At 38.1% G+C, this 24823-nt stretch carries 17 protein-coding genes; 12 read left to right on the forward strand and 5 right to left on the reverse strand.

What is annotated here, in order from left to right; genetic code table 11:
* Positions 1-4 precede the first annotated feature (4 nt).
* The 5 genes from INR75_RS10025 to INR75_RS10045 all read left to right on the forward strand — a co-directional run bounded on the left by INR75_RS10025 (position 5) and on the right by INR75_RS10045 (position 7792).
* Positions 5-1378 (forward strand): MATE family efflux transporter, encoded by a 1374-nt coding sequence (locus INR75_RS10025; protein WP_223091902.1) that lies wholly within the window; start codon positions 5-7, stop codon positions 1376-1378.
* A gap of 11 nt (positions 1379-1389) precedes the next feature.
* Positions 1390-1620 (forward strand): hypothetical protein, encoded by a 231-nt coding sequence (locus tag INR75_RS10030; protein WP_092544865.1) that lies wholly within the window; start codon positions 1390-1392, stop codon positions 1618-1620.
* 34 nt (positions 1621-1654) lie between these two features.
* Positions 1655-2221 (forward strand): phosphatase PAP2 family protein, encoded by a 567-nt coding sequence (locus tag INR75_RS10035; protein WP_223091792.1) that lies wholly within the window; start codon positions 1655-1657, stop codon positions 2219-2221.
* Positions 2222-2722: 501 nt separating this feature from the next.
* On the forward strand, positions 2723-5863 hold the full coding sequence (locus tag INR75_RS10040) for a TonB-dependent receptor (protein WP_092544861.1): 3141 nt from the start codon (positions 2723-2725) through the stop codon (positions 5861-5863).
* Between the two features lie 9 nt (positions 5864-5872).
* Entirely contained in the window at positions 5873-7792 is a 1920-nt protein-coding gene (locus INR75_RS10045; RefSeq protein WP_223091793.1) for a RagB/SusD family nutrient uptake outer membrane protein, read from the forward strand.
* A gap of 609 nt (positions 7793-8401) precedes the next feature.
* Here the strand turns inward: INR75_RS10045 and INR75_RS10050 are convergent.
* The 5 genes from INR75_RS10050 to INR75_RS10070 are packed head-to-tail and all read right to left on the reverse strand — an operon-like array spanning position 8402 to position 16378.
* Positions 8402-11182, reverse strand: a complete 2781-nt coding sequence (locus tag INR75_RS10050) for a glycosyl hydrolase 115 family protein (protein ID WP_255584697.1) — start codon at positions 11180-11182, stop codon at positions 8402-8404.
* A 1-nt stretch (position 11183) separates the two neighbouring features.
* Positions 11184-12302, reverse strand: a complete 1119-nt coding sequence (locus INR75_RS10055) for an endo-1,4-beta-xylanase (RefSeq protein WP_223091794.1) — start codon at positions 12300-12302, stop codon at positions 11184-11186.
* Positions 12299-13471, reverse strand: a complete 1173-nt coding sequence (gene uxuA, locus INR75_RS10060) for a mannonate dehydratase (protein WP_223091795.1) — start codon at positions 13469-13471, stop codon at positions 12299-12301. The genes INR75_RS10055 and uxuA overlap by 4 nt, the downstream gene beginning before the upstream one ends.
* Before the next feature lie 2 nt (positions 13472-13473).
* A complete protein-coding gene (locus INR75_RS10065) occupies positions 13474-14217 on the reverse strand; it encodes an SDR family NAD(P)-dependent oxidoreductase (protein ID WP_223091796.1) in 744 nt (247 codons plus the stop codon).
* A gap of 7 nt (positions 14218-14224) precedes the next feature.
* Complete coding sequence (locus INR75_RS10070) at positions 14225-16378, reverse strand: alpha-glucuronidase family glycosyl hydrolase (RefSeq protein WP_223091797.1); 2154 nt, start codon at positions 16376-16378, stop codon at positions 14225-14227.
* A 173-nt stretch (positions 16379-16551) separates the two neighbouring features.
* Here INR75_RS10070 and INR75_RS10075 point away from each other — a divergent pair, with 173 nt between their 5' ends.
* From INR75_RS10075 to INR75_RS10105, 7 genes are all read left to right on the forward strand, one after another.
* Positions 16552-18759, forward strand: coding sequence for a glycoside hydrolase family 3 N-terminal domain-containing protein (locus INR75_RS10075; RefSeq protein ID WP_223091798.1), 2208 nt, complete (start codon positions 16552-16554; stop codon positions 18757-18759).
* A 4-nt stretch (positions 18760-18763) separates the two neighbouring features.
* The gene (gene uxaC, locus INR75_RS10080; protein ID WP_223091799.1) at positions 18764-20161 is read left to right on the forward strand and encodes a glucuronate isomerase; all 1398 of its coding nucleotides are present in this window, start codon (positions 18764-18766) and stop codon (positions 20159-20161) included.
* 3 nt (positions 20162-20164) lie between these two features.
* Positions 20165-21187 (forward strand): sugar kinase, encoded by a 1023-nt coding sequence (locus INR75_RS10085; protein ID WP_223091800.1) that lies wholly within the window; start codon positions 20165-20167, stop codon positions 21185-21187.
* Positions 21188-21384: 197 nt separating this feature from the next.
* Entirely contained in the window at positions 21385-22056 is a 672-nt protein-coding gene (locus INR75_RS10090; RefSeq protein ID WP_223091801.1) for a bifunctional 4-hydroxy-2-oxoglutarate aldolase/2-dehydro-3-deoxy-phosphogluconate aldolase, read from the forward strand.
* Positions 22053-23030 (forward strand): TRAP transporter substrate-binding protein, encoded by a 978-nt coding sequence (locus INR75_RS10095; RefSeq protein ID WP_223091802.1) that lies wholly within the window; start codon positions 22053-22055, stop codon positions 23028-23030. Before INR75_RS10090 ends, INR75_RS10095 begins: the two co-directional genes overlap by 4 nt.
* Entirely contained in the window at positions 23027-23485 is a 459-nt protein-coding gene (locus INR75_RS10100; protein WP_092545024.1) for a TRAP transporter small permease, read from the forward strand. Before INR75_RS10095 ends, INR75_RS10100 begins: the two co-directional genes overlap by 4 nt.
* A 2-nt stretch (positions 23486-23487) precedes the next feature.
* Positions 23488-24774 (forward strand): TRAP transporter large permease, encoded by a 1287-nt coding sequence (locus INR75_RS10105; RefSeq protein WP_223091803.1) that lies wholly within the window; start codon positions 23488-23490, stop codon positions 24772-24774.
* The last annotated feature ends 49 nt before the right edge of the window (positions 24775-24823 follow it).

Genomic DNA, 24823 nt, shown 5'->3' on the forward strand with positions numbered 1-24823 from the left:
GGTTTTGCAGCTTTCAGATTACACAAAAGAATTCGGGAAAAATCTTAATATTGCCTATCCGGTCATGTTAGGTCAGTTAGGGCACGTGCTTGTTGGCTTGGCTGATAATCTTATGGTTGGGCGACTAGGTGCTGCGCCACTTGCTGCAGTTTCTTTAGGTAACAGTCTTGTTTTTATAGCACTTTCACTGGGAATTGGTTTTTCGTTCGCGATTACTCCGCTTATTGCTGAAGCTGATGGATCTGGAGATATCGAAAAGGGAAGAAGTTATTTTCATCACGGGATTATTCTCTGCGGAATAAACGGAATTCTTCTTTTTCTGCTGCTTTTACTGGCAAAACCGCTTTTGTATTATTTAGATCAACCACCCGAAGTTGTAGAATATGCGATACCTTATCTCGAAATTGTAGCTTTTTCGATGCTACCTTTAATGATATTCCAGGCTTATAAACAATTTGCAGATGGATTATCACAAACCAAATATTCAATGTACGCTACCATATTATCGAATGTGGTGAATGTCCTTTTCAATTATTTATTGATTTACGGAATTTGGATTTTTCCAGAGCTAGGTTTAGAAGGAGCAGCAATTGGTACCTTAATTTCCAGGTTCTTTATGCTATGGTTCGTTTGGGAGATCTTAAGACGAAAATCGAAGTTTAAGCCTTATTTTGTTTGGTCTAAAAAAGAGTTGTTTAAAACCGATATTTTCAAAAAAATTCTGAATCTTGGTTTTCCAACCGCGTTACAAATGTTCTTCGAAGTCGCGATTTTTACCGCTACGGTATTTTTGGCCGGACTCTTAGGAACCAATCCGCAGGCAGCAAACCAAATTGCTTTAAATCTGGCATCGATGACCTTTATGATCGCTGTTGGTTTAGGAGTTACTGCAACCATTCGCGTAGGAAATCAAAAAGGATTGCATCATTATAAAGAATTACGAAGAATTGCAATGTCTGTTTTTCTTTTAGTTTTTATAATTGAAGCTATATTCGCAGTAGGCTTTATTTTACTGAAGGACTGGTTGCCTACTTTTTATATCGATAATGTAGAAGTGGTACTTTTATCGGCGCAATTGTTAATTGTAGCAGCATTGTTTCAATTAAGTGATGGGATGCAAGTAGTAATTTTAGGGGCTTTAAGAGGTTTACAGGATGTAAAAGTTCCCACAGCCATATGCTTTGTTGCGTATTGGATTATTGGTTTCCCGGTATCCTGGTACTTTGGTAAAGCTGAAAACATGGGAAGTATGGGAATCTGGATGGGACTTCTGGCTGGATTAACAGCTTCAGCATTAATGTTGTATTTTAGATTCAATTATTTAAGCAATAAACTGATTGCGAATAAACCCAACGAAATTAAAAACGAAACAGTTTAAAAATATATAAAATGGAATTTCCGAAGTTTTTATTAGGTGATAATACCGATTATTCAGATGCGATCTTTGTAATTCATACAGAATTTCCTCGCTTCATCATTAATCTTGAAAACGATGAGGTAGAATGGCTTGAAGATTTTGATAAAGCTGATGAAGAAGAATTGGCCAATGAAGCCGAAAGTTTAATTCAGCAGGCTAACGATTTTTACGATCGTGAAGTTGCCAGATACGAGGAAGATTAAACAAGCAATCTAATCGTGATTATCGAATAAAAGCATGGAAGAATTAATAGAATTAGACCATAACTTATTCCTTTATTTAAACAATCTTGGGTCTGAAACCTGGGATTGGATGTGGATTGGCATTAGCGATAAATGGATGGCGATCCCACTTTATGCTTTTCTATTATTTCTTTTATTCAAAAAATTTGGTTGGAAGTATAGTGTAGCGACCATGGTTTGTATCGCATTATTAATTACCTGTACAGACCAGATGTCTAATGTTTTCAAAGACTTTTTTATGCGCCCCCGCCCTTGTAGGCAGGAAGGTGTAACAGAGTTTGCCAGGATCGTAGCCGAGCGATGCGGTAAATATGGCTTCTATTCGGCACACGCATCCAGCACTTTTGCAGTCGCAATTTTTTTAGGATCTATTTTTATAAAAAAGATACCTAAAATGATATGGTTCCTTTTGCTCTGGGCTGCCATTGTAGCTTATAGCCGTGTTTATCTAGGAGTACACTATCCTGGCGATATTCTTATAGGCGCTCTATTTGGTATTTTATATGGATACCTACTTTATTTACTTCAACAGTTCGTGGTGAAGAAGCTGAATGTGGTTTAAATACTTCTCAGATAGATTTAACTGAATTTTTTTCCCTCTTGATCTTTTCTTAAGCATATACAAATAGATATATAAGTTGAATAAATAATGCTATTTTAATTGCTTGATATTTAAACAACCGATTGCGTAATAGTGTTTATGCGTATTCTGTACATTTATTATTGAGTTATTCCTAGAAAACACCTCATATTTATCATAATTTAATCTTTTTTAGTCTCTTTGTGTCATGAAATCTTAATTTTTAGATAGCTGTATTTATATATGTAATACTAAATTGTTTCAATTTTATAAGAATTTAGAAAAATAATAAATAACTTAAGGTGCTGAATATCATTGTTTAGACTATTAAAATTCGGTCTTATAGTCAATTTGAATAAAAGTTTTAACGCAACCGATTTCGTAATTAGTAATTTTGTGATATATTTATCATATCGAAAAATTAACCTAACAATTTTTATCATTCTAATATGATTTAAATCTTTTAATTTAAAATTTACTAATATGGAGGAAAAGATTTCTAACTATGTACGAAAATTGGGTGTTCAGCCTAAATTTTCAATACTACTCTTCTTAATGATGTTCGCCAGCGGTTACGCTCAGAACATAACAGTAAGCGGGGAAGTCATTGACGCCAATGGATTGCCATTGCCTGGCGTAAATGTTTTCATCGTTGGTACGAACCAGGGTACCACAACTAATTTTGATGGAAATTATACTTTAGAAAATGTACCTTCAGATGCTACACTTAGTTATAGCTTCATGGGATATCAAAGTCAGGATATTCCGGTTAATGGTCGTACACAAATAAATGTTACGATGCAGGATGATACTGAAGCTTTATCTGAAGTTGTTGTGGTTGGTTATGGTACACAAAGTCGAGAATCTGTAACAGGATCTGTAGTTTCTGTAAAAGGTGAAGAACTTAATGAGGTTAAAACTGCCAATTTTCAGGATGCTTTAATAGGTCGTGCTGCTGGGGTAAATATTTCTACCAATAGTACAAGACCAGGAGCTTCGCCACAAGTGCGAATTCGTGGTACACGTTCACTTTCTGGAAATAACGATCCTTTAATTGTATTAAATGGAATCCCGTTTTCGGGTGGTTTAAGTGATATTAGTCCTAATGATATCGAAAGTCTCGATATCCTTAAAGATGCTTCTGCAACTGCTATTTATGGTTCCAGAGGTGCGAATGGGGTAATTCTTATTACTACAAAATCAGGTAGACAGGGACAAAAAGCAACTTTCTCTTACAATACATATTATGCAGTAAAAGATGTTTTTGCAAAATATCCTATGATGAATGCTGCACAACTTACGCAATTAAGAGCAGATGTTGCGGCACACCCTAATCAGGGTGGAACCCCTATATATGAATTAGGTGGTGATGAAGATCTCGCAAACGATACAGATTGGCAGGACCTTATTTATGGAACTGGTTTGCAAACTACACACGATGTAAGTGTAAAAGGAGGTTCAGAAAAAGGATCCTATAATGTAGGTTTGGGATATTTTAAGGAAACTTCGGTAGCACCGGGAGATTCTTTCCAAAGATATTCTTTGAGAGCACAGGTAGACCAGGAAGTAGGAGAGCTTTTTAGTTTCGGATTAAATTCAGTAATGAATTTTAATAAAACCAGCAGTATTGTAGGTGTATTTGGAGCATTAGCAGCATCACCACTTTTGAGTCCGTATGATGAAAACGGAAATTTCTTAGAGTCGGTTCGTCTGCAAACTCAGGCTGATAACCTATGGATTCCTACTGAAAATGAAATTAATCGTATTGGTGATGGTCGAAAAAATGAACAGTTAGATTATGGTTCTTACAATAACGTTTACGCAGAAGTTGAAATTCCGTGGATAGAGGGCCTAAAGTATCGTTTAAATCTTGGTCTTAATTTTAGAACGGCAAGAGATGGTAATTTTACAGGACGTGGAGTTTTTAACTATAATGAACAAAACCCATCTTCAGCTAGTTACAATAGTTCGATCACCAGAGATTACGTGATTGAAAATCAAATTTTATTCGACAGAACGTTTGCTGAAAAACATAAAGTAAATTTTGTTGGATTATTCTCTTCGCAAAATACTGAGACTGATAACGTAGGTTTAACTGCGCAAAACATTCCGAATGAATCTTCTTTATGGTACAATATAGATTCAGCGCTTTCCGAAGATATTACAAACTATGGTACAGGCTATTCTGCTACAGGATTGCTTTCGTATATGGGAAGAGTGATGTACCAATACGATAATCGTTATTTAATGACGGCTACTTTACGTAGTGATGGTTCTTCTAGATTAGCACCAGGAAACAAGTGGGTAACTTATCCTGCGGTTTCAGTTGGATGGAACATTGGTAATGAAACCTTTATGGACGATGTAGCATGGATAAATCTCTTAAAATTACGTGCAGGTTATGGAGAAACATCAAATCAGGCGATCGCGCCTTACTCTGTACAGGGTAGATTAAGCACTGTAAATTATAACTTCGGAAGTACGTTTGCTACCGGATATTACGTGAATCAATTACCAAATGCAAACCTTGGATGGGAGTTTTCACAAACTTACAACTATGGTCTTGATTTTGGATTATTTAATAACCGCTTATCAGGTACATTTGAATATTATATAACTAAAACGAATGACATACTTTATACTCTTGGATTACCATCTTCTTCTGGGGTTGGAAATGTAACCAGCAATATTGGTGCAACTCAAAACAAAGGATTTGAAATTTCATTAAACGGTACCATTATCGATAATCCAGATGGATTTACATGGGATGCTGGTATAAACCTTTACAGTAACCAAAATGAGATTACCTCTTTGGCTTCAGGACAGTTAAGAGATGAAGGAAACCTTTGGTTTGTGGGATCACCAATTAATGTAATCTATGATTACGAAAGAATCGGACTTTGGAACGAATCAGATCCAGATTTCCAATATTTACAACAATATGAACCAGGAGGTAGTGCTGCCGGAATGATCAAAGTTAGATATACCGGAGAGTATAATGCAGATGGTTCTCCAGTACGACCAATAGGAGCAGAGGATAGAAAAATCATCGATCCAACACCAGATTTTCAGGGTGGATTCAATACTCGCTTAGCTTATAAGAATATTGATCTAACTATGGTTGGAACTTTTCAATCTGGAGGAACTTTAGTAAGTACTTTATATTCATCTAGTGGATATTTAAACCTGTTAACTGGTAGACAAAACAACGTAGATGTGGATTATTGGACACCTACCAATACAGATGCTAAATATCCTGCGCCAGGTGGGATTCAGAGTGGTGATAACCAAAAATATGCAAGTACTTTAGGTTATTTTGATGGTTCTTATTTAAAGGTTCGCTCACTTACTTTAGGATATAATTTTGAGCAGGATTTGATAGATAACTTAGGGATCAATAGATTAAGAGTTTATGCTTCTGCACAAAACCCATTCGTACTTTTTTCACCTTTTCATGACGAATCTGGTTTAGATCCAGAAATAACAAATTCAGGAGTTAATGGTAACGGAAACCGTCAAAACGTAGCGGTTAATACGAGTAACATTTCCAGAGGTATTCCAACAATAGGAACCAATATTCCATCGACACGTAACTATTTGATAGGATTAAACATTTCATTTTAAAAAGAAAATATGAGAAAATTTAGAATTATACCTATAGCCATATTTTCATTGGTATCGGTATTCGGATTAAAATCTTGTACAGACGATATTTTACAAGAAGAGACAAGAGGAGTTTTTACTCCAGAATTTTTTACGACAGAACTGGGAGTTCAGGGAGGATTAACTTATTTATATCAAAATATGCGTAACGTTTTTGGGTTTGCATATTATTTAAACCTTACTGAAACAGGAACAGATGAATATGTTGCCGCCCAAAGTGCAAATAACAACTTTTTTGATCTGGACCTTGCAGGGCAGGGAAATTTAAGTTCAGAAAGTGGATTTTCTGTTAGCGTTGTTTGGGGAAATGCATTCCCGGCAATAAACACAGCTAGTGGTATTATAGAAAATGCTGAAGCCGTTGGGCTGGATAATTCACTAATTGGTGAAGCAAGATTCTTCCGTGCGTTCAATTACTTTCTATTAGTTCAAAATTATGGCGGAGTGCCATTAGATCTTGGATCTGGTGAATTAGCCTTCAATAGTTCTGCAGTTAGAACTTCTACGCGTAACACGGTGCCCGAAGTTTATACCCGGGCTATCTTGCCAGATCTAGAAAGAGCTGTAGAAGACTTACCAGATAATCCTAGATTAACTGGAGCGGTGACTAAGAACGTGGCGAGATTATTCCTTTCAAAAGCATATTTAACTTACGCCTGGTGGTTAGAGAATCCAAATAATATTCCTACTTATCCAGAAGCGCCAAGAACAGATCCAGATGGTAACGATCCTTCGTATTATTACCAAAGAGCATATGATCTTGCAGTTGAAGGAATTGAAAATCCTGGCCCATATCGTTTACTGGATTGTTTTTATGATGTGCATGTGGCTACAAACGATCGCCATGCTGAAATGATGCTTTATGCAGATCGTACAGAAGAAAGCCAATTATACAACGGAGCTAACTTAGGATATAGTGGTACAGATGGTAGTGCTAATACTGCGGTTTGGATGGTAACTTCTAATTATACAACAATTAGCGTAGACGGAGTTTCAGCTGTGCAAAGAGAAGCTGCGCAGAGCTATGGTAGACCATGGACAAGAATGGCGCCGCCTATTGGAGTCTTAACCGAAACTTTTGCTGAAAAAGAACTAGATTCTCGTTACGATGCGACATTTGTGACCAGCTATCGAGGAAACTGGGATAAAGGTGGCGCTCCAGAAGCTACACTTACTGCAGCCAACGGAATGGAAATCGCTCCCGGTGATGCTGTAGTTTCATTCTTAGATGAACATAACGACAATGTTACCTACGTAAATGGAGGAAACATTGGCGGAGGTGAACTTCCTGGACGATCAGATTATGTGATCAATCCAGATGAGATCAATAGAAGATTCTATCCAGGACTTTGGAAATTGGGTACGTATCGTACCGATAATGGTGACGGACTAGGTTCTCCTAACGGAGCTATTACTCGTCCTTTCCCAATCGCGAAGTTTTCTGAATTCTATTTCCTTGCTGCAGAAGCTGCTGTAAAAGGAGCTTCTGGAAGTTATTCTGCTTACGATCTTATTAATGTGATTCGTGATCGTGCCGGTAACTGGTGTTATGATAATGGAGAGCAAGAAGAGCGTATCGAGGATAATAGTGCGGCATTAGTTGCGGCTACCCCAACAGATATCGATATCGATTATATTTTAGCTGAACGTTCTCGTGAGTATTTTGGAGAAGGCTATCGCTGGTATGATCTTGTTCGTACCCAAAAATGGAACGAGATCGCAGGAACTTACGAAATTGGAGGTAACGATGCATCAGATCATTCACCAACAGTGACAACAAGAAATATAGAACCATATCATTATCTAAGACCTATTCCTAGAGGTCAGATAGATAATTTAGATGTGTCAGATGCTGAAAAAAGCGCTTACCAAAACCCTGGTTACCAGTAAAATTTAATTAGCATTTAGATTAGAAAAAGAGAGCTTTTAAAGCTCTCTTTTTTTTATTACTTACCGACATTCGATAAAATTATAAGCTTTTATTGGCGCCGCCAAAGGGTATAATACTTCGAGGCTTGCCTTGAGATTAAATGATTGTTTCTAAAGAATGCTCGGGGGCTTGCCCTAGCTAGTTTACTTCTGAAGTTTTTAGGACTTACTTATTCGATTTCTTTTGATTTTAGGCTGTGATTATTTCTTCTTTCTAAGCCTTAAAAACGCCAATTGTAGCTAAGATTTGAAGTTTTGGAGATGTTTTCTAAAGCTAGAATATAATACTTCCAGGAAACAAGAAAGTAACTTTGAATATTCTATATCAAAAAAAAATACCTCCGCGTATAGATCAATATTAGCTATTTTAAAGGAATTTTTTTAGAATAAAAAAGCACATATGACAAGCGATATTTATTCTGAAATAGTATTTGCTTAAAGATAAGTAGATAGCCTTGGGGACAGAAATGCATCAATTGATCAAGCTATCGAATAAAGACATAAAAAAAGCCGGGAACCACCCCGGCATTCTACTGTAATCAAACTAAATTAATTGTATGGAAGTTACAATTATTCTGTTGGCGCCAAATACGTATTTAATGGTGTAGCGCTATCGGTTTCAATGATGATATTTTGCAGCACAATTCCCGGATCTATAGCGTAAACTTTAAGAGTATGTGCTCCTTTTTCAAGATTTAATTCCTCAATTACTTCTGTCACATTATTACTTACAGATGTTCCCCAGTTATCTTTGGTGTCTTTTAGTAAATTAAGGGTTTTTAGGTCCCCACCATCGATGGAATAAGCAAATTTTAGTCCGCCATTATCTAAAAAATCCAAGCTTGGAGAGATCAAAAAGCTCATTTTAGCTTCAGTATCTTCTTTGATCGAAAATTGATAACTTAAGCTTGCATTTTCTGAAGCTTCGTGGGTAAAACTATTCTCGGGTCTTAAAGCAATATCTCTTTTCCCAAGATATGGGATCCTTTCCCAGCCATTATTTTCCTGATATTTATTCGCAGGAATGCTAATGATACCATTTTTAGCGACAAAACCTTCCGTTTTAAAGTCGAATGGCTGGTAGGAAACCTCAATTTCAACTTTATCATCATCAGATTGAATTATAAAGCTTTCCTTAGTGGTTTTAGTTGGTAATTTTTCAGCAACTAATTCGAAAAATAAGTGTTCAGATTCGCTAATTTCAGCTTTAGTTTTAGAAACCTTTAGCCATTTAGGAAGTTTTTTGATCTTGATCTTTAATTCCTCTTTTCCGCGGTTAAAAATTTCAACCGAAGATTTCGCGTTGTTTTTATCGAATATCGGTAAGCTAAGCTTGTTATTTTTTGGAAAATAATCTTCGCTATTCGCGATAGCTATACCTAATCCAGCTTCTTCTGGAATATCGATCTTGCTGGTTTCTGGCTCAATATTTTGTTTAGGATCAAACCAGGAGGTAAATCCAATATGTGGTTGAAAGATCATATGATTCCACTTCCCATTTTCGATTGAATGATAAGCTTCGGTAATTTCTTCATCTTTCTTGAAGTATTCTGAAACCTTTTCTGCATACCTGTTTGTGGTATTTCGCTGTTGTTCAGCATACAGCTTGTTTTTCGCCAATGCGATATACATTCTATTTAGATTTGCTGAAGCTTTTATTGGGTGAAGCACCAATTGGAAGTAAGCCGATTGATATTTTTCCTCCAGTTTCCCGGCAATTTCATCAGCTTTTTTCTCTAATTCGTTAAAATCGGTCAGAATTTCTTCAGCTTCATTAAACTGCGTCAAACTATAGGTTTCTTCAGAAAGTAATTCTGGTTTTCTTCGGCTGTTGTAAGTTGTATATTTCTGAAGTAATTCGGCAATTTTAGTAGCATATTCATCTCCAAATTGAGAGGTCGCCCATTGTTCTGGATAAGCCTTTAGGTCTTCAATGCTAAAATCTTCAGGATTCCAGGCATAATCTAAAAAGAAGCTAATAGGATATTCCATGGGCTTAAGATCACCAACATTAGTGATCCAAACCTTGCGGGCGTGATAATCGTAAGCAAGTGACATCTGCTCGTAAACTCTGGAAATTTGAGTCGTATTTATCCATTTATAACTTCTTGGACCACCAACATAATCGAAGTGATAATAGATCCCGTAACCGCCGCTTCTTGTACTATCGGCAAGTTTTGGAAGTTTTCTAATATTCCCCCAGTTATCATCGGCCAGTAAAAGAGTGACGTCATCTGGTACGCGCATTCCCTGGTCATAATAATCCTGAACTTCTTTATAAAGTGCCCAAACCTGAGGAGTTTCCTCAGTTGGTTTTTGAGTCACATCGCTAATGATCTCTCGCTGATCTTTAACAATACGTTCCAGTAAGCTAATCGCAGTGCCTTCGGTCATTGGTTCGTCACCATCACCACGCATCCCGATCGTTACTAAAGTTTCGCGATCGCCCATACGCTCGATTCCTTTGCGCCAAAAACTTTTTAAAGTGTCCTCATTGGTTTCGTAGTTCCACTCGCCACTACCGTATCGTCCCCATTCGGCTTGTGCACGGGCTAATGGTTCGTGATGCGAAGTTCCCATAACGATCCCGTATTTATCAGCTAAAACACCATTTGCAGGATCATCGTCATAAAAGGCTTTTCCCCACATGGCAGGCCACATATAATTTCCTTTTAAACGCAAAATAAGTTCAAAAACAGGCTCGTAAAATTCATGATTAAACTTGCCATAATTTTCGGTTATCCATGTGGATAGAGCAGGAGCTTCATCATTAATAAAGATCCCACGATACTGAACTTTAGGTCCTGTACTGGTTACTCCGTTTTTAGCAATGTATAATTCTTTAGATTTTTTTACAGGAACATCTGCCCACCAATACCAGGGAGAAACCCCAATTTGTTTAGAAAGTTCATAGATTCCAAAAATAGTCCCGCGCTTATCGCTACCAATAATCAATAGATTTGCACCAGATTTTTTAATGGTATAGGCTTCCCATTTTCCTTCGATCTTGGAAATATCAATGTTTTGATGTTGCACCAAACTATCGATCATCGTATTTTTACCGAGTGTTCCAATAATTACATTTCCGTGTTTTTTTACTTCAGAATTTACTTCGGAATTCTCTTTGGAAAGTAATTCTGGTAATTTACCGGTAACACGTTCAATATCTTTCTGAAAGTTTTTAGCCGAAATGGCAACACCTTCAAAATCTGAATCATCTAATACTAAGTTTGCAGTGTGGTTTGCCGTAACAAGCCCAAAACTGTCGTTTTCAGCGGTGCTGGAAGCAATAGTTTCCTGCCCAAGCATACTAAAGCCCAGCAAGGCGAAAATCGCAAAAACTAGCTGCATTTTATTTTTTACTAAATTGGATAATGGAGTCATAAACTTGTTTTCTTTCGTAATTTTCATCAAATAATAGTGGGTAATTTTTTCTACCTTCAACAGGATATCGATCTAACCAGGTGTTGCGATCTGAAATATTCCAAAAGGTAATTCCGGTAAGTTCTTCTTTGTATTCTCTAAATACCTTAAAGAACTCCTGGTAAGCTTCTATCTGCGCAAGTTTACGCTCTTCCGTAAACTCGTCAGATTCGTCTGGGCGTCGTTCGCGCTGTTCTTTTTCCCATTTATAAAGAGAGACATCGAGCTCGGTTATCTGAACATCCAAACCTGTTTCTGTGTACATTTTTAAAGCTTGTCTTAATTCCTCTTCACTAGGACTAAAAATAGACCAGTGGCCTTGTATTCCAATGCCGTCTATCGGTGCATTTTCTGACTTTAATTTAGCGATAAGTTCTAAGACACGATCTCTTTTTTCTGGAATTATAATGTTGTAATCGTTATAAAAAAGCTTCGCTTCTGGATCTGCTTCATGAGCAAATTCAAAAGCTTTAGTAAGAAAATCTTCACCAATGATCTCTAGCCATTTTGAGTTTCTTAAAAAATTATCTGGATTATCATCAATCGCTTCATTTACGACATCCCAGGCATAGATTTTTCCTTTGTATCGCCCAACCACCGAGTCGATATGAGCTTTCATTCGGTCTAATAAAACTTCGCGACTCACATCATTTCCGGCTTCATCTTTAAAGATCCAGTTGCCGGTTTGCTGATGCCAAACCAGCGCGTGACCGCGAACTTTTAGATTATTTTCCTGGGCAAAAGCCACGATTTTATCTGCAGGTTCCCAATTGAATTCATCTTTTTTTGGATGAATAACACCCATTTTCATCACATTTTCAGGAGTAAGACTGTTGTATTCGGCTAAGATCAGATCTTTCGATTCTCCTTCAAATGAGGCAGGGGAAACTGCTACACCCATAGGAAAATCTTCAGCAAAATAATCTTTAAGACCTTTCTGTTCATTAGTTTCTTTGGTGGCTATTTCTTTGCTTTCCTTTTCGCCATATTTACAAGAAACGAGGCCAAAAAGCGCCAATATTAGCATATAGGATATTCGTTTTTTCATAATGCTGTATTTTGTAAACCAAGTTCTAGTCCGGTTAATTCTGCTAATCCTTTTAATCTTCCTATAAATGAGTAACCAGCATAGTATGGCTTTTCTTTTTCAAGCGAATGTAGGTAGCCGTGATCTGGTCGCATCGGGATTTTTATTCCTGTGGTATTGGTATGCTCAATAATGAGCTGCATAATTTTCTTCATGGGAACATCGCCATTTAAATGATCAGATTCCATAAAAACACCATCAGTTTTTTTACTTACATTTCTAAGATGAAGAAAATGTACACGATCTTTATAGGTTTCAAAAATATCGACTAAATCGTTATCGGGTTGTGCACCAAGCGAACCGGTGCAATAGCATAAACCATTCGCTTTAGACGCTACATTTTTAAAAATATATTCAAGATCACTTGCTTTGCTAACCACACGTGGTAAACCGAGTACAGAAAATGGTGGATCATCTGGATGAATCGCCATTTTAATGCCTAAATCTTCAACTGCAGGACAAATTTCGCTTAGAAAATAGATCAGGTTCTCGCGAAGAATATCATCTGTAATTTCTTTATAGCCTTCCAATTGATCTAGTAGATCCTTTTCTGTAAAATCTACAGTGCTTCCGGGAAGTCCCAACATCACACTTTTAGAAAGAACTTTTAATTCTTCTTTTGAAGTGGTATCAAATTTCTCTTTAGCTTCCAAAAATTGTGATTCAGAATAATCATTTTCAGCATTAGGCCTTTTCAGTAAAAACAGGTCAAAAACTCTGAATTTTACCGGGTCGTATTTAAGCACTTCAGCACCTTCAGCATTTTCGAAATTATGATCTGTACGTACCCAATCCAAAACCGGCATAAAATTATAGGTGATCACTTTAATATCGAGAGCAGCCAGATTTTTAAGACTTTCGATATAATTGGCGATCAATTCTTTATAATTGCCTGTTCTTTTTTTTATGTTTTCATGAACTGGTAAGCTTTCTACCACTTCCCACTTCATGCCAAGATTCTCTATTTTTTCTTTCGTTTTTTGAATCTCATCTTTGCTCCAAATTTCGCCTACAGGAATGTGATGCAAAGCAGTGACAATGCCAGTTATGCCGGCTTGTTTTAAATCGTGCAGGCTTAACACATCTCGTTCACCATACCAACGCATGGTTTTAATGATCCTGGTTTCCATATTTAAAATCCAATTGAATTGCCACCATCAATAGGAAGAACCGTTCCTGTGGTGAATTTAGAAAGATCTGTAGCGTAATAGAAAACGGCATCACCAATATCTGTGGGTTCGCCTAATTTCCCCATTGGGGTTCTTCCCAATACTTTATTTTTACGTTCTGGATCGCTATCTAAGGCTTTGCTAGACATATTTGTTTTAATGAATCCCGGCGCTACACAATTTACCCGAATACCAAATTTGGCAAGATCTACGGCCATCGCCCTGGTCATACCTTCGATAGCGGTTTTACTGGCAGAATACGCAATTACATGCGGGATTCCGTACTGCGCAGCCATAGAACTAATGTTAATAATGCTTCCTTTACCATTTTCTTTCATCACTTTGGCGACTTCTCTACTCATGGCAAAAACGCTGGTGACGTTGGTATGAAGTATCTTCTGAAATTCTTCATTTTCGACTTCCAGAAATTCTTTTTTCATATTGATTCCGGCGTTGTTCACCAGGATATCGATTTTCCCGGCTTCTTTTGCAATTTCAGTAATTGCAGCCGGAATTTTATCTAATTCAGTAAGATCTAAAATAAATGGCTTTGCTTTTTCACCAATTTCGGCGCAGGCATTTAAAGTTTTTTCTTTGTTTCGACCAATCACGTAGGTCGTAATCCCTTCATCGCAAAGTTTTTTAGCAGTTGCGAATCCCAGGCCGGCATTTCCTCCGGTTACTATTGCGGTTAAATTTGAGTTCATATAATTTTTAATTCCAGGAAGGTCTTATGCCGGGAGCATAAGGAGTTTCCAATGATTTATAATAGTCTAAGTCTTTTGTGATTTTTGGAATAAGATCTGGGAGATCCATTTTAGAAAATTGCTGAAAGTAAAGCAGGCAGGCATTGCGCCATTGTTTTGCTTCTTTAAGCTGAATATCTAAAAGCATATTCGTTTCTTTAAAAACCTGTGGGTCTACATATTCCTGCATTTTTTGCCAGGTTTTTTGCATGTCTTCTACCTGTTCTACTCCTTTTTGATAATGCGCTGCAATTTCGTACCACAGTGTTTTTCCGCTTTTCATTTTATAGTTCCATGGCAAGTGATGAAACCAAAGCAAATATTTATCTGGCGTGGTTGCCGGATCACTATATTTTTCCTGAATTTCTGAAGCGTATTGTTCTAATGCATTACTACCGCTAGAAGTTCTATCGAAACCAATTCCGTTTTCGTCTGCTTTATGATAATAAACAGATGTCCAATCTGGTCGTGGCATATCTTTTACCCATGGGCCAGGTCCCTGGTGATGTCCCGCCGCCATAATGTGGTGCAATCCAAGCGGAGTCATGTAATTTACCACAGCTTCCCTGGATTCAAGCAATAATTTGCTCATAGGATCTACAAAATCGGTTTTATTAGAAAAGGTCATTTTTAGCCAGTCTTTTGCGATACTTTCGGCGCTTGTTTCAGGGTTCCAGGCGAGTCTTCCAAAGCCATACCAATTGGCTTGTCCAAATTGATGTCCCGTCCAGTTTTTGGCCGTTCCTATGTTTGCAACACCGGCCATTCCCGTAAGTTTTTTATTGCTTAACTGCCCATCGATTATTTTACCAACCGTGCTCCCTTTTCCTTGTGTATAAGTGTCTTCTTCTAAAACTTCCTCAAAAAGCTTAGGTAAAAACACTAAATGAGACATGCCGCCAAGATATTCCTGGGTGATCTGGAATTCCATCATTAAAGGTGTATCTGGCATAGCGCCGAACAAAGGATGAAAAGGTTCTCTTGGCTGAAAGTCAATCGCGCCATTTTTCACCTGAACCAATACATTATCCTTAAATTTTCCGTCGAAAGGTTTAAATTCAGAATAAGCTTGTTTTGCGCGGTCTTCAGGTTTTTCTTCAGAATAAACAAAAGCACGCCACATGATAAGTCCGTCGTAAGGAGCAACTGCTTCAGCAAGCATATTGGCACCGTCTACATGAGATCTGCCATAATTGTTGGGGCCAGGCTGTCCTTCAGAATTCGCTTTTACTAAAAACCCACCAAAATCGGGAATTTCAGTATAAATTTCTTCAGCTTTATCTTTCCACCATTGCTTAACTTCGGCATTAAGAGGATCTGCGGTTTCCAGATCACCCGTTTCTATTGGTGCAGAAAATCGTGCAGTTAGATACACCTGGATTCCGTAAGGTCTAAAAACATTGGCTAAAGCTTTTAATTTCTGAATGTATCGCGGGCTTAGCACTAAAGCATTGGAGTTTACATTGGTAAGTACCGTACCGTTAATTCCAATTGAGGCATTCGCACGGGCGTAATCAATATATTCCTGTTTGATCAGTTCTGGCAATAAATACCAATCCCAGATCGAAAATCCGGCATAACCACGCTCTACGCTGCGGTCCAGGTTATCCCAATGATTTAAAACTCTTTTCTGAATCTTTGGGGAATCTACAATCGTCAATTTAGACAGGTCTTTATGTAATTGTATCTGTTTTATAAAGTTGAAAACACCGTACAATAGTCCTTTTTCTGTTTTTGCTGAAAGTATAATCTTTGATTCTCCTTTTTCTGAAATATGCTGAATTACATAGCCTTCATCATTAATATTGGAAGTTTTAGAAAGCTTTTTTTTAAGAGATGGATCAAGTTTGTCCAGGGTAGAAATAATAAGATTAGGCGTTTTATTATCGAATTTTGGATCGATGTTCAGCAAACCTTTAAATGACTTTTCGATTTCTTCTTTAATTACATCTGCTGTGGCAGAATTCAGGTTTAAATAGACATTTGAGACCTGTTTTTTATAGGATTCGATAAGCGTTTTATCTTCAATTTTATCGTATTGAAGCCATAAATCATAAGGATTCTGGCAAACAGCATAGCTGCTTATCAGGACAAAAAGGAGGCTAAATAGTATTTTTTTCATTTTTAAAGTCGAATTAACTAAACAAACGATTGCGGACTGAAAAGTATATAAAAATTGGCTATTAAAAAAATATTTTACGCAATCGGTTGCTTTTATTTCAATTTTATGTTTTATTTGTTAATCCAGTATAATAATCGGTTTATGTTAAAATTACCGGTAAAATATTATTAATAATGAAAAAATATAGTTGGTTGTTTGCATTGATTTTAATGGCTTTTTTTAGCTTGAAAATCCATGCTCAGGAATCGAAAATCGATAGATCTAAATACGATTTTTACAATGCCGATTTGTCCATGGATAAGCGTATCGACGATTTGATAGGCAGGCTAACTTTAGAGGAGAAAGCATTACAAATGTTACATGCGAGTCCGGCGATCGACAGGCTTGGAATTCCTGCGTATAACTGGTGGAACGAAGCTTTACATGGCCTTGGTAGATCTGGTGTAGCAACAGTGTTTCCGCAAGCCATTGGTATGGGGGCAACCTTCGATGAAGAATTGATCTTAAAAGTAGCAACAGCAGTTTCAGATGAAGCTCGTGCGAATTTTAATAATGCAGTTAAACATGGTTATCACAGGCAATATAGCGGGCTGACCTTTTGGACTCCTAACGTGAATATTTTTAGAGATCCGCGTTGGGGTAGAGGACAGGAAACCTATGGCGAAGATCCATTTTTAACTTCCAGATTAGGAGAAGCTTTCGTAAAAGGACTACAAGGCGATAACGAAAAGTACCTAAAAACAGCTGCTGCCGCAAAACATTACGCGGTACATAGCGGTCCGGAGAAGTTAAGACATGAATTTAATGCAGATGTTAGTGAAAAAGATCTTTGGGAAACCTATTTGCCGGCATTTAAAACTTTGGTTGACGCGAATGTAGAAACCATTATGTGTGCGTACAATAGTACCAATGGTGAACCTTGCTGTGCTAATAATAGACTTGTTAATGAAATTCTAAGAGAAGAATGGGGTTTTGATGGTCATGTGGTTAGTGATTGCTGGGCATTACAGGATTTTGTAAATGGGCATGATGTAGTAGAATCACCTGAAGCCGCTGCGGCTTTAGCTTTAGAAGTTGGTGTAGAATTGAACTGTGGCGATACTTATAATTTCCTGGCGAAAGCGGTAAAAGAAGGTTTAGTTTCAGAAGAATTATTAGATAAACGCTTACATAAATTAATAGAAACTCGTTTTAAGTTAGGCTTGTTCGATGCTGAAGAAAGTAATCCTTACAATAAGATTGGTGTTGAAGTTATGAATAGCGAAGAACATAGAGCTTTAGCTAGAGAAACCGCAAGAAAATCGATCGTTTTGCTTAAAAATGACGGTGTTTTGCCTTTAGAAAATAACCTTTCAAAATATTTTATTACTGGTCCTAATGCAACGAATATCGAGGTTCTATTAGGAAATTACCACGGAGTAAATCCTGAAATGGTAACTGTTTTAGAAGGAATCGCAAAAGCGATAAAACCTGAAAGTCAGTTACAATATAGAATGGGAACCAGGCTTAATATTCCTAATGAAAATCCGCAGGATTGGGCATCGCCTAACGCCGGTAATAGTGACGCGACTTTTGTGGTGATGGGGATATCAGGACTTTTAGAAGGTGAGGAAGGAGAATCTATTGCTTCTCCAACTTTTGGAGATCGTATGGATTATAATTTGCCAGAAAATCAGATCGAATATTTGCGAAAAGTAAGCGAAGCTGCAGAAGATCGTCCTGTGGTTGCGATCGTAACTGGTGGTAGCCCAATGAATTTAGCTGAAGTCCATAAACTTGCCGATGCTGTTTTGATGGTTTGGTATCCGGGTGAAGAAGGCGGTAATGCTATTGCAGATATCATTTTTGGAAAAAATTCTCCTTCAGGAAGATTACCAATCACTTTTCCAATGAATATCGAAGATCTTCCCGCTTACGAAGATTATACTATGGAAGGAAGAACCTATAAATACATGGATGTTGCGCCAATGTATCCTTTTGGTTATGGATTAAGTTATACCAGTTTCGAGTATTCTGAAATCAAATTATCGAAACAAAAAGTAAAGAAAAATAAATCTCTAGAAGCTCATATTTCAGTAAAGAATACTGGCGATTTTGATAGTGATGAAGTGGTACAGGTGTATTTAAAAGATGTAAAAGCTTCTTCCAGAGTACCTAATTTCGAGTTGGTGGCATTCAGAAATATTCAGCTTAAAAAGGGAGAGTCAAAAGAACTGACTTTCGCGATCACTCCAGAAATGTTGAGTTTTATTAATGACGATGGAAAAGAAACTCTTGAGAAAGGAGATTTTGAAATTTATATAGGAGGTAGTAGTCCGTTAAAGAGAAATGAAGAACTAGGAAAAAAAGCCTTGAAAAAGGTTCAATTTCAACTAAAATAAGAATATGAAACCTTTTATCACGGATAATTTTTTGTTGGAGAATACGTATGCTGAGGAGTTGTATCATCGGTATGCAAAGGACCAACCCATCATCGATTACCATAATCATTTGCCACCGGCCCAGATCGCTGCTGATACACAGTTCGATACCATTAGCCAGGTGTGGCTAAGTGGCGACCATTATAAATGGCGTGCGATGCGAACACTGGGAATCGATGAACACTATATCACCGGTAACGCCAGCGATCAAGAGAAATTCGAAGCCTGGGGCAAAACCGTGCCACATACGCTTCGTAATCCACTGTACCATTGGACGCATTTAGAGCTGAAACGCTACTTTGGGATCGATGAACTTTTAAATGAAAAAAATGCCACCGCGATCTATCAGGAGATCAACAATCAGTTGCAGCAACAAGAAAACAGCTGCCGCGGCTTGCTGCATAAAATGAATGTCAATACGCTTTGTACCACGGAAGATCCTACCGATACCCTGGAACATCATCAGGCGATGGCCGGCGAGGACTTCGGAATAAAAGTGAGTACCGCTTTTCGTCCCGATAAATCTATTTTGATCGATGCGGAAGGTTATACCGATTATCTAAAAACACTGGGTAAAACCACCAATATCGATATTGAAAGCTTCCAGGATCTCAAAGATGCATTATTGCAACGTATCGAATACTTCGATAAACATGGCTGTAAACTTTGTGATCATGGTTTAAATGCGATGAGCTATACTGAATTTACCGAAGCCGAGATCAATGCGATCTTTAAAAACAAACTGGCCGGGAAAGCAGTTTCCCCTCTTGATGCTGAGAAATTCAAAACCGCGATCTTACTGTTTTTATGCGAGAGTTATCATAAATTCGGCTGGGTACAGCAATTTCATTTAGGGGCGCTTCGAAACAACAATAAACGAATGCTGGCACAATTGGGCCCCGATACCGGTTGGGATTCGATCGGTGATTATTCACAAGCAGAAAAACTCTCTCAGTTTTTAAACAAACTGGATAGCCAGGATAAACTCACTAAAACGATCTTATACAATCTAAACCCGGCCGATAATGAAGTCTTTGCCACGATGATCGGGAACTTCAATGACGGTAGTGTTCGCGGAAAAGTACAATGGGGATCCGGCTGGTGGTTTTTAGATCAAAAGGACGGAATGGAAAAACAGATGAACGCATTATCAAATATGGGGCTAATCAGCTGTTTTATTGGGATGCTAACCGATTCCAGAAGCTTTTTATCCTTTCCAAGACACGAATATTTTAGACGAATTCTATGCAATCTCTTCGGAAAGGAAATCGCCTCAGGCGAACTTCCGGAAGATATGGAACTCATCGGAAGTACGGTAGCCAATATCTGCTATGGTAATGCTAAAGAATACTTTAAGTTTTAGAAGGTGAAAAACTCAAACTCACATCACAAAATAGTTTCTTTTGGCGAAGTGCTGATGCGACTGAGTCCGTCGGAAAATCGCAAACTGACCCAAACCCACCAAATGGATTTTTATTTTGGAGGGACCGAGATGAATGTAGCGGCCTCGCTCTCGTATTTTGGAGAATACACCCAGCAGGTAACTAATGTTTCCAATGATTTAGTAGGAGATGCCGCCATTGCACAGATGCGTCAATATGGGATCGATACCTCAGCTATTAGCAAAGTCGATCATCCTTTGGGATTGTACTTTTTAGAAGTCGGTTCAGGGATGAGGGCCAGTAAGATCGCCTATAATCGCTTACACGGTAGTTTTGCTAATATCAGCCCAGAACAGGTGAATTGGAATGAAATTTTAGCAGATGCGGGTTATTTGCATTGGACGGGAATTTCCCCGGCGATCTCCGCAAGCGCTTATGAAACTTTGAAGATCGGACTCGAAAAAGCAAAAGCCAAAGGGCTTACGATCACTGCCGATCCTGCTTATCGCAGCAATCTTTGGCAATATGGGAAAGACGGTCATGAGGTTTTAAAAGAGCTGGTAAGTCTATCTACAATTTTTGTGGGTGGCGTTAATGAGATCAATGAGATTTTAAAGACGGACTATGATTTTTCGAAAGAAGGATTTATAGAAGCCAGTAAAGCTTTGAGCAAAGAATGCCCTTCCATCGAGAAAGTATTTGATAAGGTGAGAACCGGACTCAGTGCAAGCTGGCAGAAGGTGTATGGAAGAGCATGGACGGGGACGGAGTATCTAGAAACCCAGGAACTAGAGATCACCGATGTGGTAGACCGAATAGGAACGGGCGATGCCTATGCCGCCGGACTGATCTACGGACTGATTCATTTTGAAGATCAGAAAGCACTGGAATTTGCCAATGCAGCTTGCGCCTTAAAACATACGATACTGGGAGATGTTAATCAGGTAAGTCCAGAAGAAGTAAAAGAAGTGATGGCCGGTAGCACCGGAGGACGAATTAAGAGATAAGTTTTCTTATTCTAGAGTTTAGATATTAGAATATCGACGCTATATTATAGAAATAAGAACCACGAAACAAGACTAGTGCGTCATCCCGGACTTGATCCGGGATCTCATTCCGCAGATACAACAATTTAAATTTGCTTCAGCTTCAAAAGACTGATTCAAAAAAACATAGAAAAATTAACTTATAACCATTTATACAAATGGCACAATATTCAAGAATAGCGGTGGCAACACAGATGAAGGAAACAGGAATCGTTCCGGTATTCTATCATCGGGATGTAAACACCTGCAAAGAAATTTTAAAGGCCTGCTACGAAGGTGGCGCCCGGGTATTTGAATTTACCAACCGCGGAGACTTTGCTCACGAGGTTTTCGCGGAACTGGTGAAGTATGCCAGCAAGGAGCTTCCCGGGATGATGCTGGGCGTTGGCTCGGTGATCGATGCGGGAACCACTGCGCTTTACCTGCAATTAGGCGCTAATTTTATTGTTTCACCACTGATCAATGCTGAGATGGCTAAGACCTGCAACCGTAGAAAAGTAGCCTGGATGCCGGGTTGTGGATCGGTCACAGAAATTAGTTATGCGGAAGAACTGGGCGCCGAAGTAGTGAAGATCTTTCCTGGGGCACAGGTTGGTGGTCCGTCGTTCGTAAAAGCGGTAAAAGGTCCATTACCCTGGTCGAGTATTATGCCAACGGGCGGTGTATCTCCAACTGCAGAAAACTTAAAAGAATGGATGACAGCCGGGGTGCATTGTGTTGGAATCGGTTCCAAGCTGTTCATCAAAAATGAAGACGGTAGCTTCGATTATAAGAAAGTACAGCAACAGGTGGCTTCAGCTATTCAAATCGTTAAAGAACTAAGAGGATGATCAGGAGATTGCTTATTGTTTTAGGGGTGTTCTTTATGCTAGCCTGTACCAAAGATTCTTCAGTAAAAGAATTAAAACTGGCTCATAGCCTTAGTAATAGTCATCCAGTACATAAAGCAATGACCTATTTTGCTGAAAGAGTGGCTTTGCATTCCGAAGGAAAAATGGAGATTAAGATCTACCCTAGTAGTCAGTTAGGATCAGAGCGAGAATGTTTAGAATTACTTCAGTTAGGAAGTTTGGCGATGACGAAAGTTTCTTCCGCAGTGATGGAAAATTTTTCTCCAAAATTGAAGGTTTTCGGCTATCCTTATTTATTTGAATCGAAAGAGCAGCGTTATGCATTGTATGATAGTGATTTGGGGAAAGAACTTTTAGCAGATGGCGAGAAATACTGGCTGCATGGATTAACCTATTTTGATGCTGGAAGCCGAAGTTTTTACACTAAAAATACACCAATCACTAAGCCTTCAGATCTTAAAGGTTTAAAAGTACGAGTGATGCAAAGTCCCACAGCGATTAAACTGGTAAATGCAATGGGTGGCTCGCCTACACCGGTATCTTGGGGAGAATTGTATACTTCCTTGCAGCAGGGAGTAGTTGATGGCGCAGAAAATAACTTGCCAAGTTTTTACTCATCGAAGCATTACGAGATCTGTAAAAATCTATGTCTCGATAAACATAGCTCTTTGCCTGATATTTTGGTGATGAGCTCAATTATTTATGCAGATCTAAATGAGCAGGAAAAAAGCATTTTAAAGATAAGTGCGCAGGAAGCCGCAATAGAGCAACGACGATTATGGGAGAAAGCAGAAAAGGAATCTTTGGCTGAGATCAAAAAAGCCGGAGTAAAAGTAACTGAGCCCGATATTGAAGTATTTAAAAAAGAAAGTGAAGCGATTATAACCAATTTGAAATCTGAAAATCCTGAATTATATGAATTGATCCAGGAGATAAAATCTATTCAACCATGAAAAAACTAGATTTTTATTTGGGCTGGTTTATAGTTTTTTTACTAAGTGCTATGCTTTTTACAGTTCTATGGGGCGTATGTGCAAGATATATAATGGATAGCCCGAGTTCCTGGACAGAAGAGCTTGCTCGATTTTTTCTTATTTGGGTGAGTATGCTTGGAGCAGCTTATGTTTCAGGGAAAAGAGATCATATCACGATAGACCTATGGCCAGAAAAGCTGATCAAAAAATACGGTAAGATGATGGACGTAAGCGTTAGCTTAGTGATCATTCTATTTGTTTTCGCCGTTTTTATTGTTGGGGGAATACGGTATATCTATGTTTCATTTAAACTTTGGCAAACCTCAGCAGCATTAGAGATCCCCATGGGATATATCTATCTGATATTACCACTAACCGGTTTTTGTGTGCTTTTCTACCGAATAGGATTTCTAATTAAAGATTTAAAAAGATAGAGATGGAAATAATTATACTTGCTTTAAGTTTTGTGATATTGGTAGGAATACGAGTTCCTGTGGCATGGAGCATAGGTATTGCATCTTTAATAACCTTATTCTTTAGTATCGATTCTTTGCCGGCTGTGGCAACCATAGCGCAACGAATGGTCACAGGACTTGATAGTTTTTCGTTATTAGCCATTCCGTTTTTTATTTTGGCAGGACATTTAATGAATAGTGGGGGTATTGCAAAAAGACTTATAGCCTTTGCGAAAGCTCTAGTAGGAAGTTTACCGGGAGGGTTGGCTCATGTAAATATTGTGGCAGCCATGCTTTTTGGGGCTATAGCAGGTTCAGCAGGAGCAGCGGCAGCGGCAATTGGTAGTTTTATGAGTACTAAAATGGAAGAAGAAGGCTATACCAAAGAATATGGAGTGGCGGTAAATGTTACATCTGCAACTACAGGATTGTTAATTCCGCCTAGTAATATTTTTATTATTTATTCTTTGGCAAGTGGTGGTGTAAGTATAGGTGCATTGTTTTTAGCGGGTTATATTCCTGGTATTTTAACGGGTTTAATTTTGATGATCATTGCTTTGGTTTGGGCAAAACGAAAAGGTTTTCCTACTGCAAAACGATCTTCCATGAATCAGGTTTTAAAAAGCTTTTTGGATGCTTTACCTAGTTTAATGTTGCTTTTGGTGATCATCGGCGGAATTGTTGGTGGTATTTTTACAGCAACCGAAGCTTCATCTGTAGCTGTGGTGTATTGCTTAATTCTTGGTATGGTTTATAAAGAACTGAGTTTCGATAAATTGAAGGGAATTTTAATAAAATCTGCCGAGACTATTGCACTTGTAATGATCCTAATTGCGTTGAGTATCGCGATGTCCTGGGTGATGTCTTATGCAGATATTCCAGAGCAGGTAACTTCGGCCTTGTTGGGTTATAGCGACAATCCGATCGTAGTGATGATCATGATCAATATTATTTTATTGGTGATTGGTATTTTTATGGATATGACGCCAGCAGTATTGATTTTTACTCCAATTTTCCTGCCTGTAGTTACGGCATTAGGCGTAGATCCTGTTCATTTTGGGGTGATAATGGTTTTAAATTTATGCATAGGTTTATGTACGCCACCGGTAGGATCGGTTTTATTTATTGGAGTAGGAGTAGCAAATACCAGTATCAGAAAAGTCATCAAACCTTTATTGCCATTGTTCGTAGGAATGATCGTTTCCCTGGCGTTGGTGATTTTATTTCCTAAGTTAAGTTTATGGTTGCCAGAATTATTTGGTCTTTAGATAGCGATCCAAATTGGATGCTTTCAGCAGCTATTTTCTAAAATCTAAA

This window comes from Zunongwangia sp. SCSIO 43204 (genome assembly GCF_019904275.1).
GTDB classification, from domain to species: domain Bacteria; phylum Bacteroidota; class Bacteroidia; order Flavobacteriales; family Flavobacteriaceae; genus Zunongwangia; species Zunongwangia mangrovi.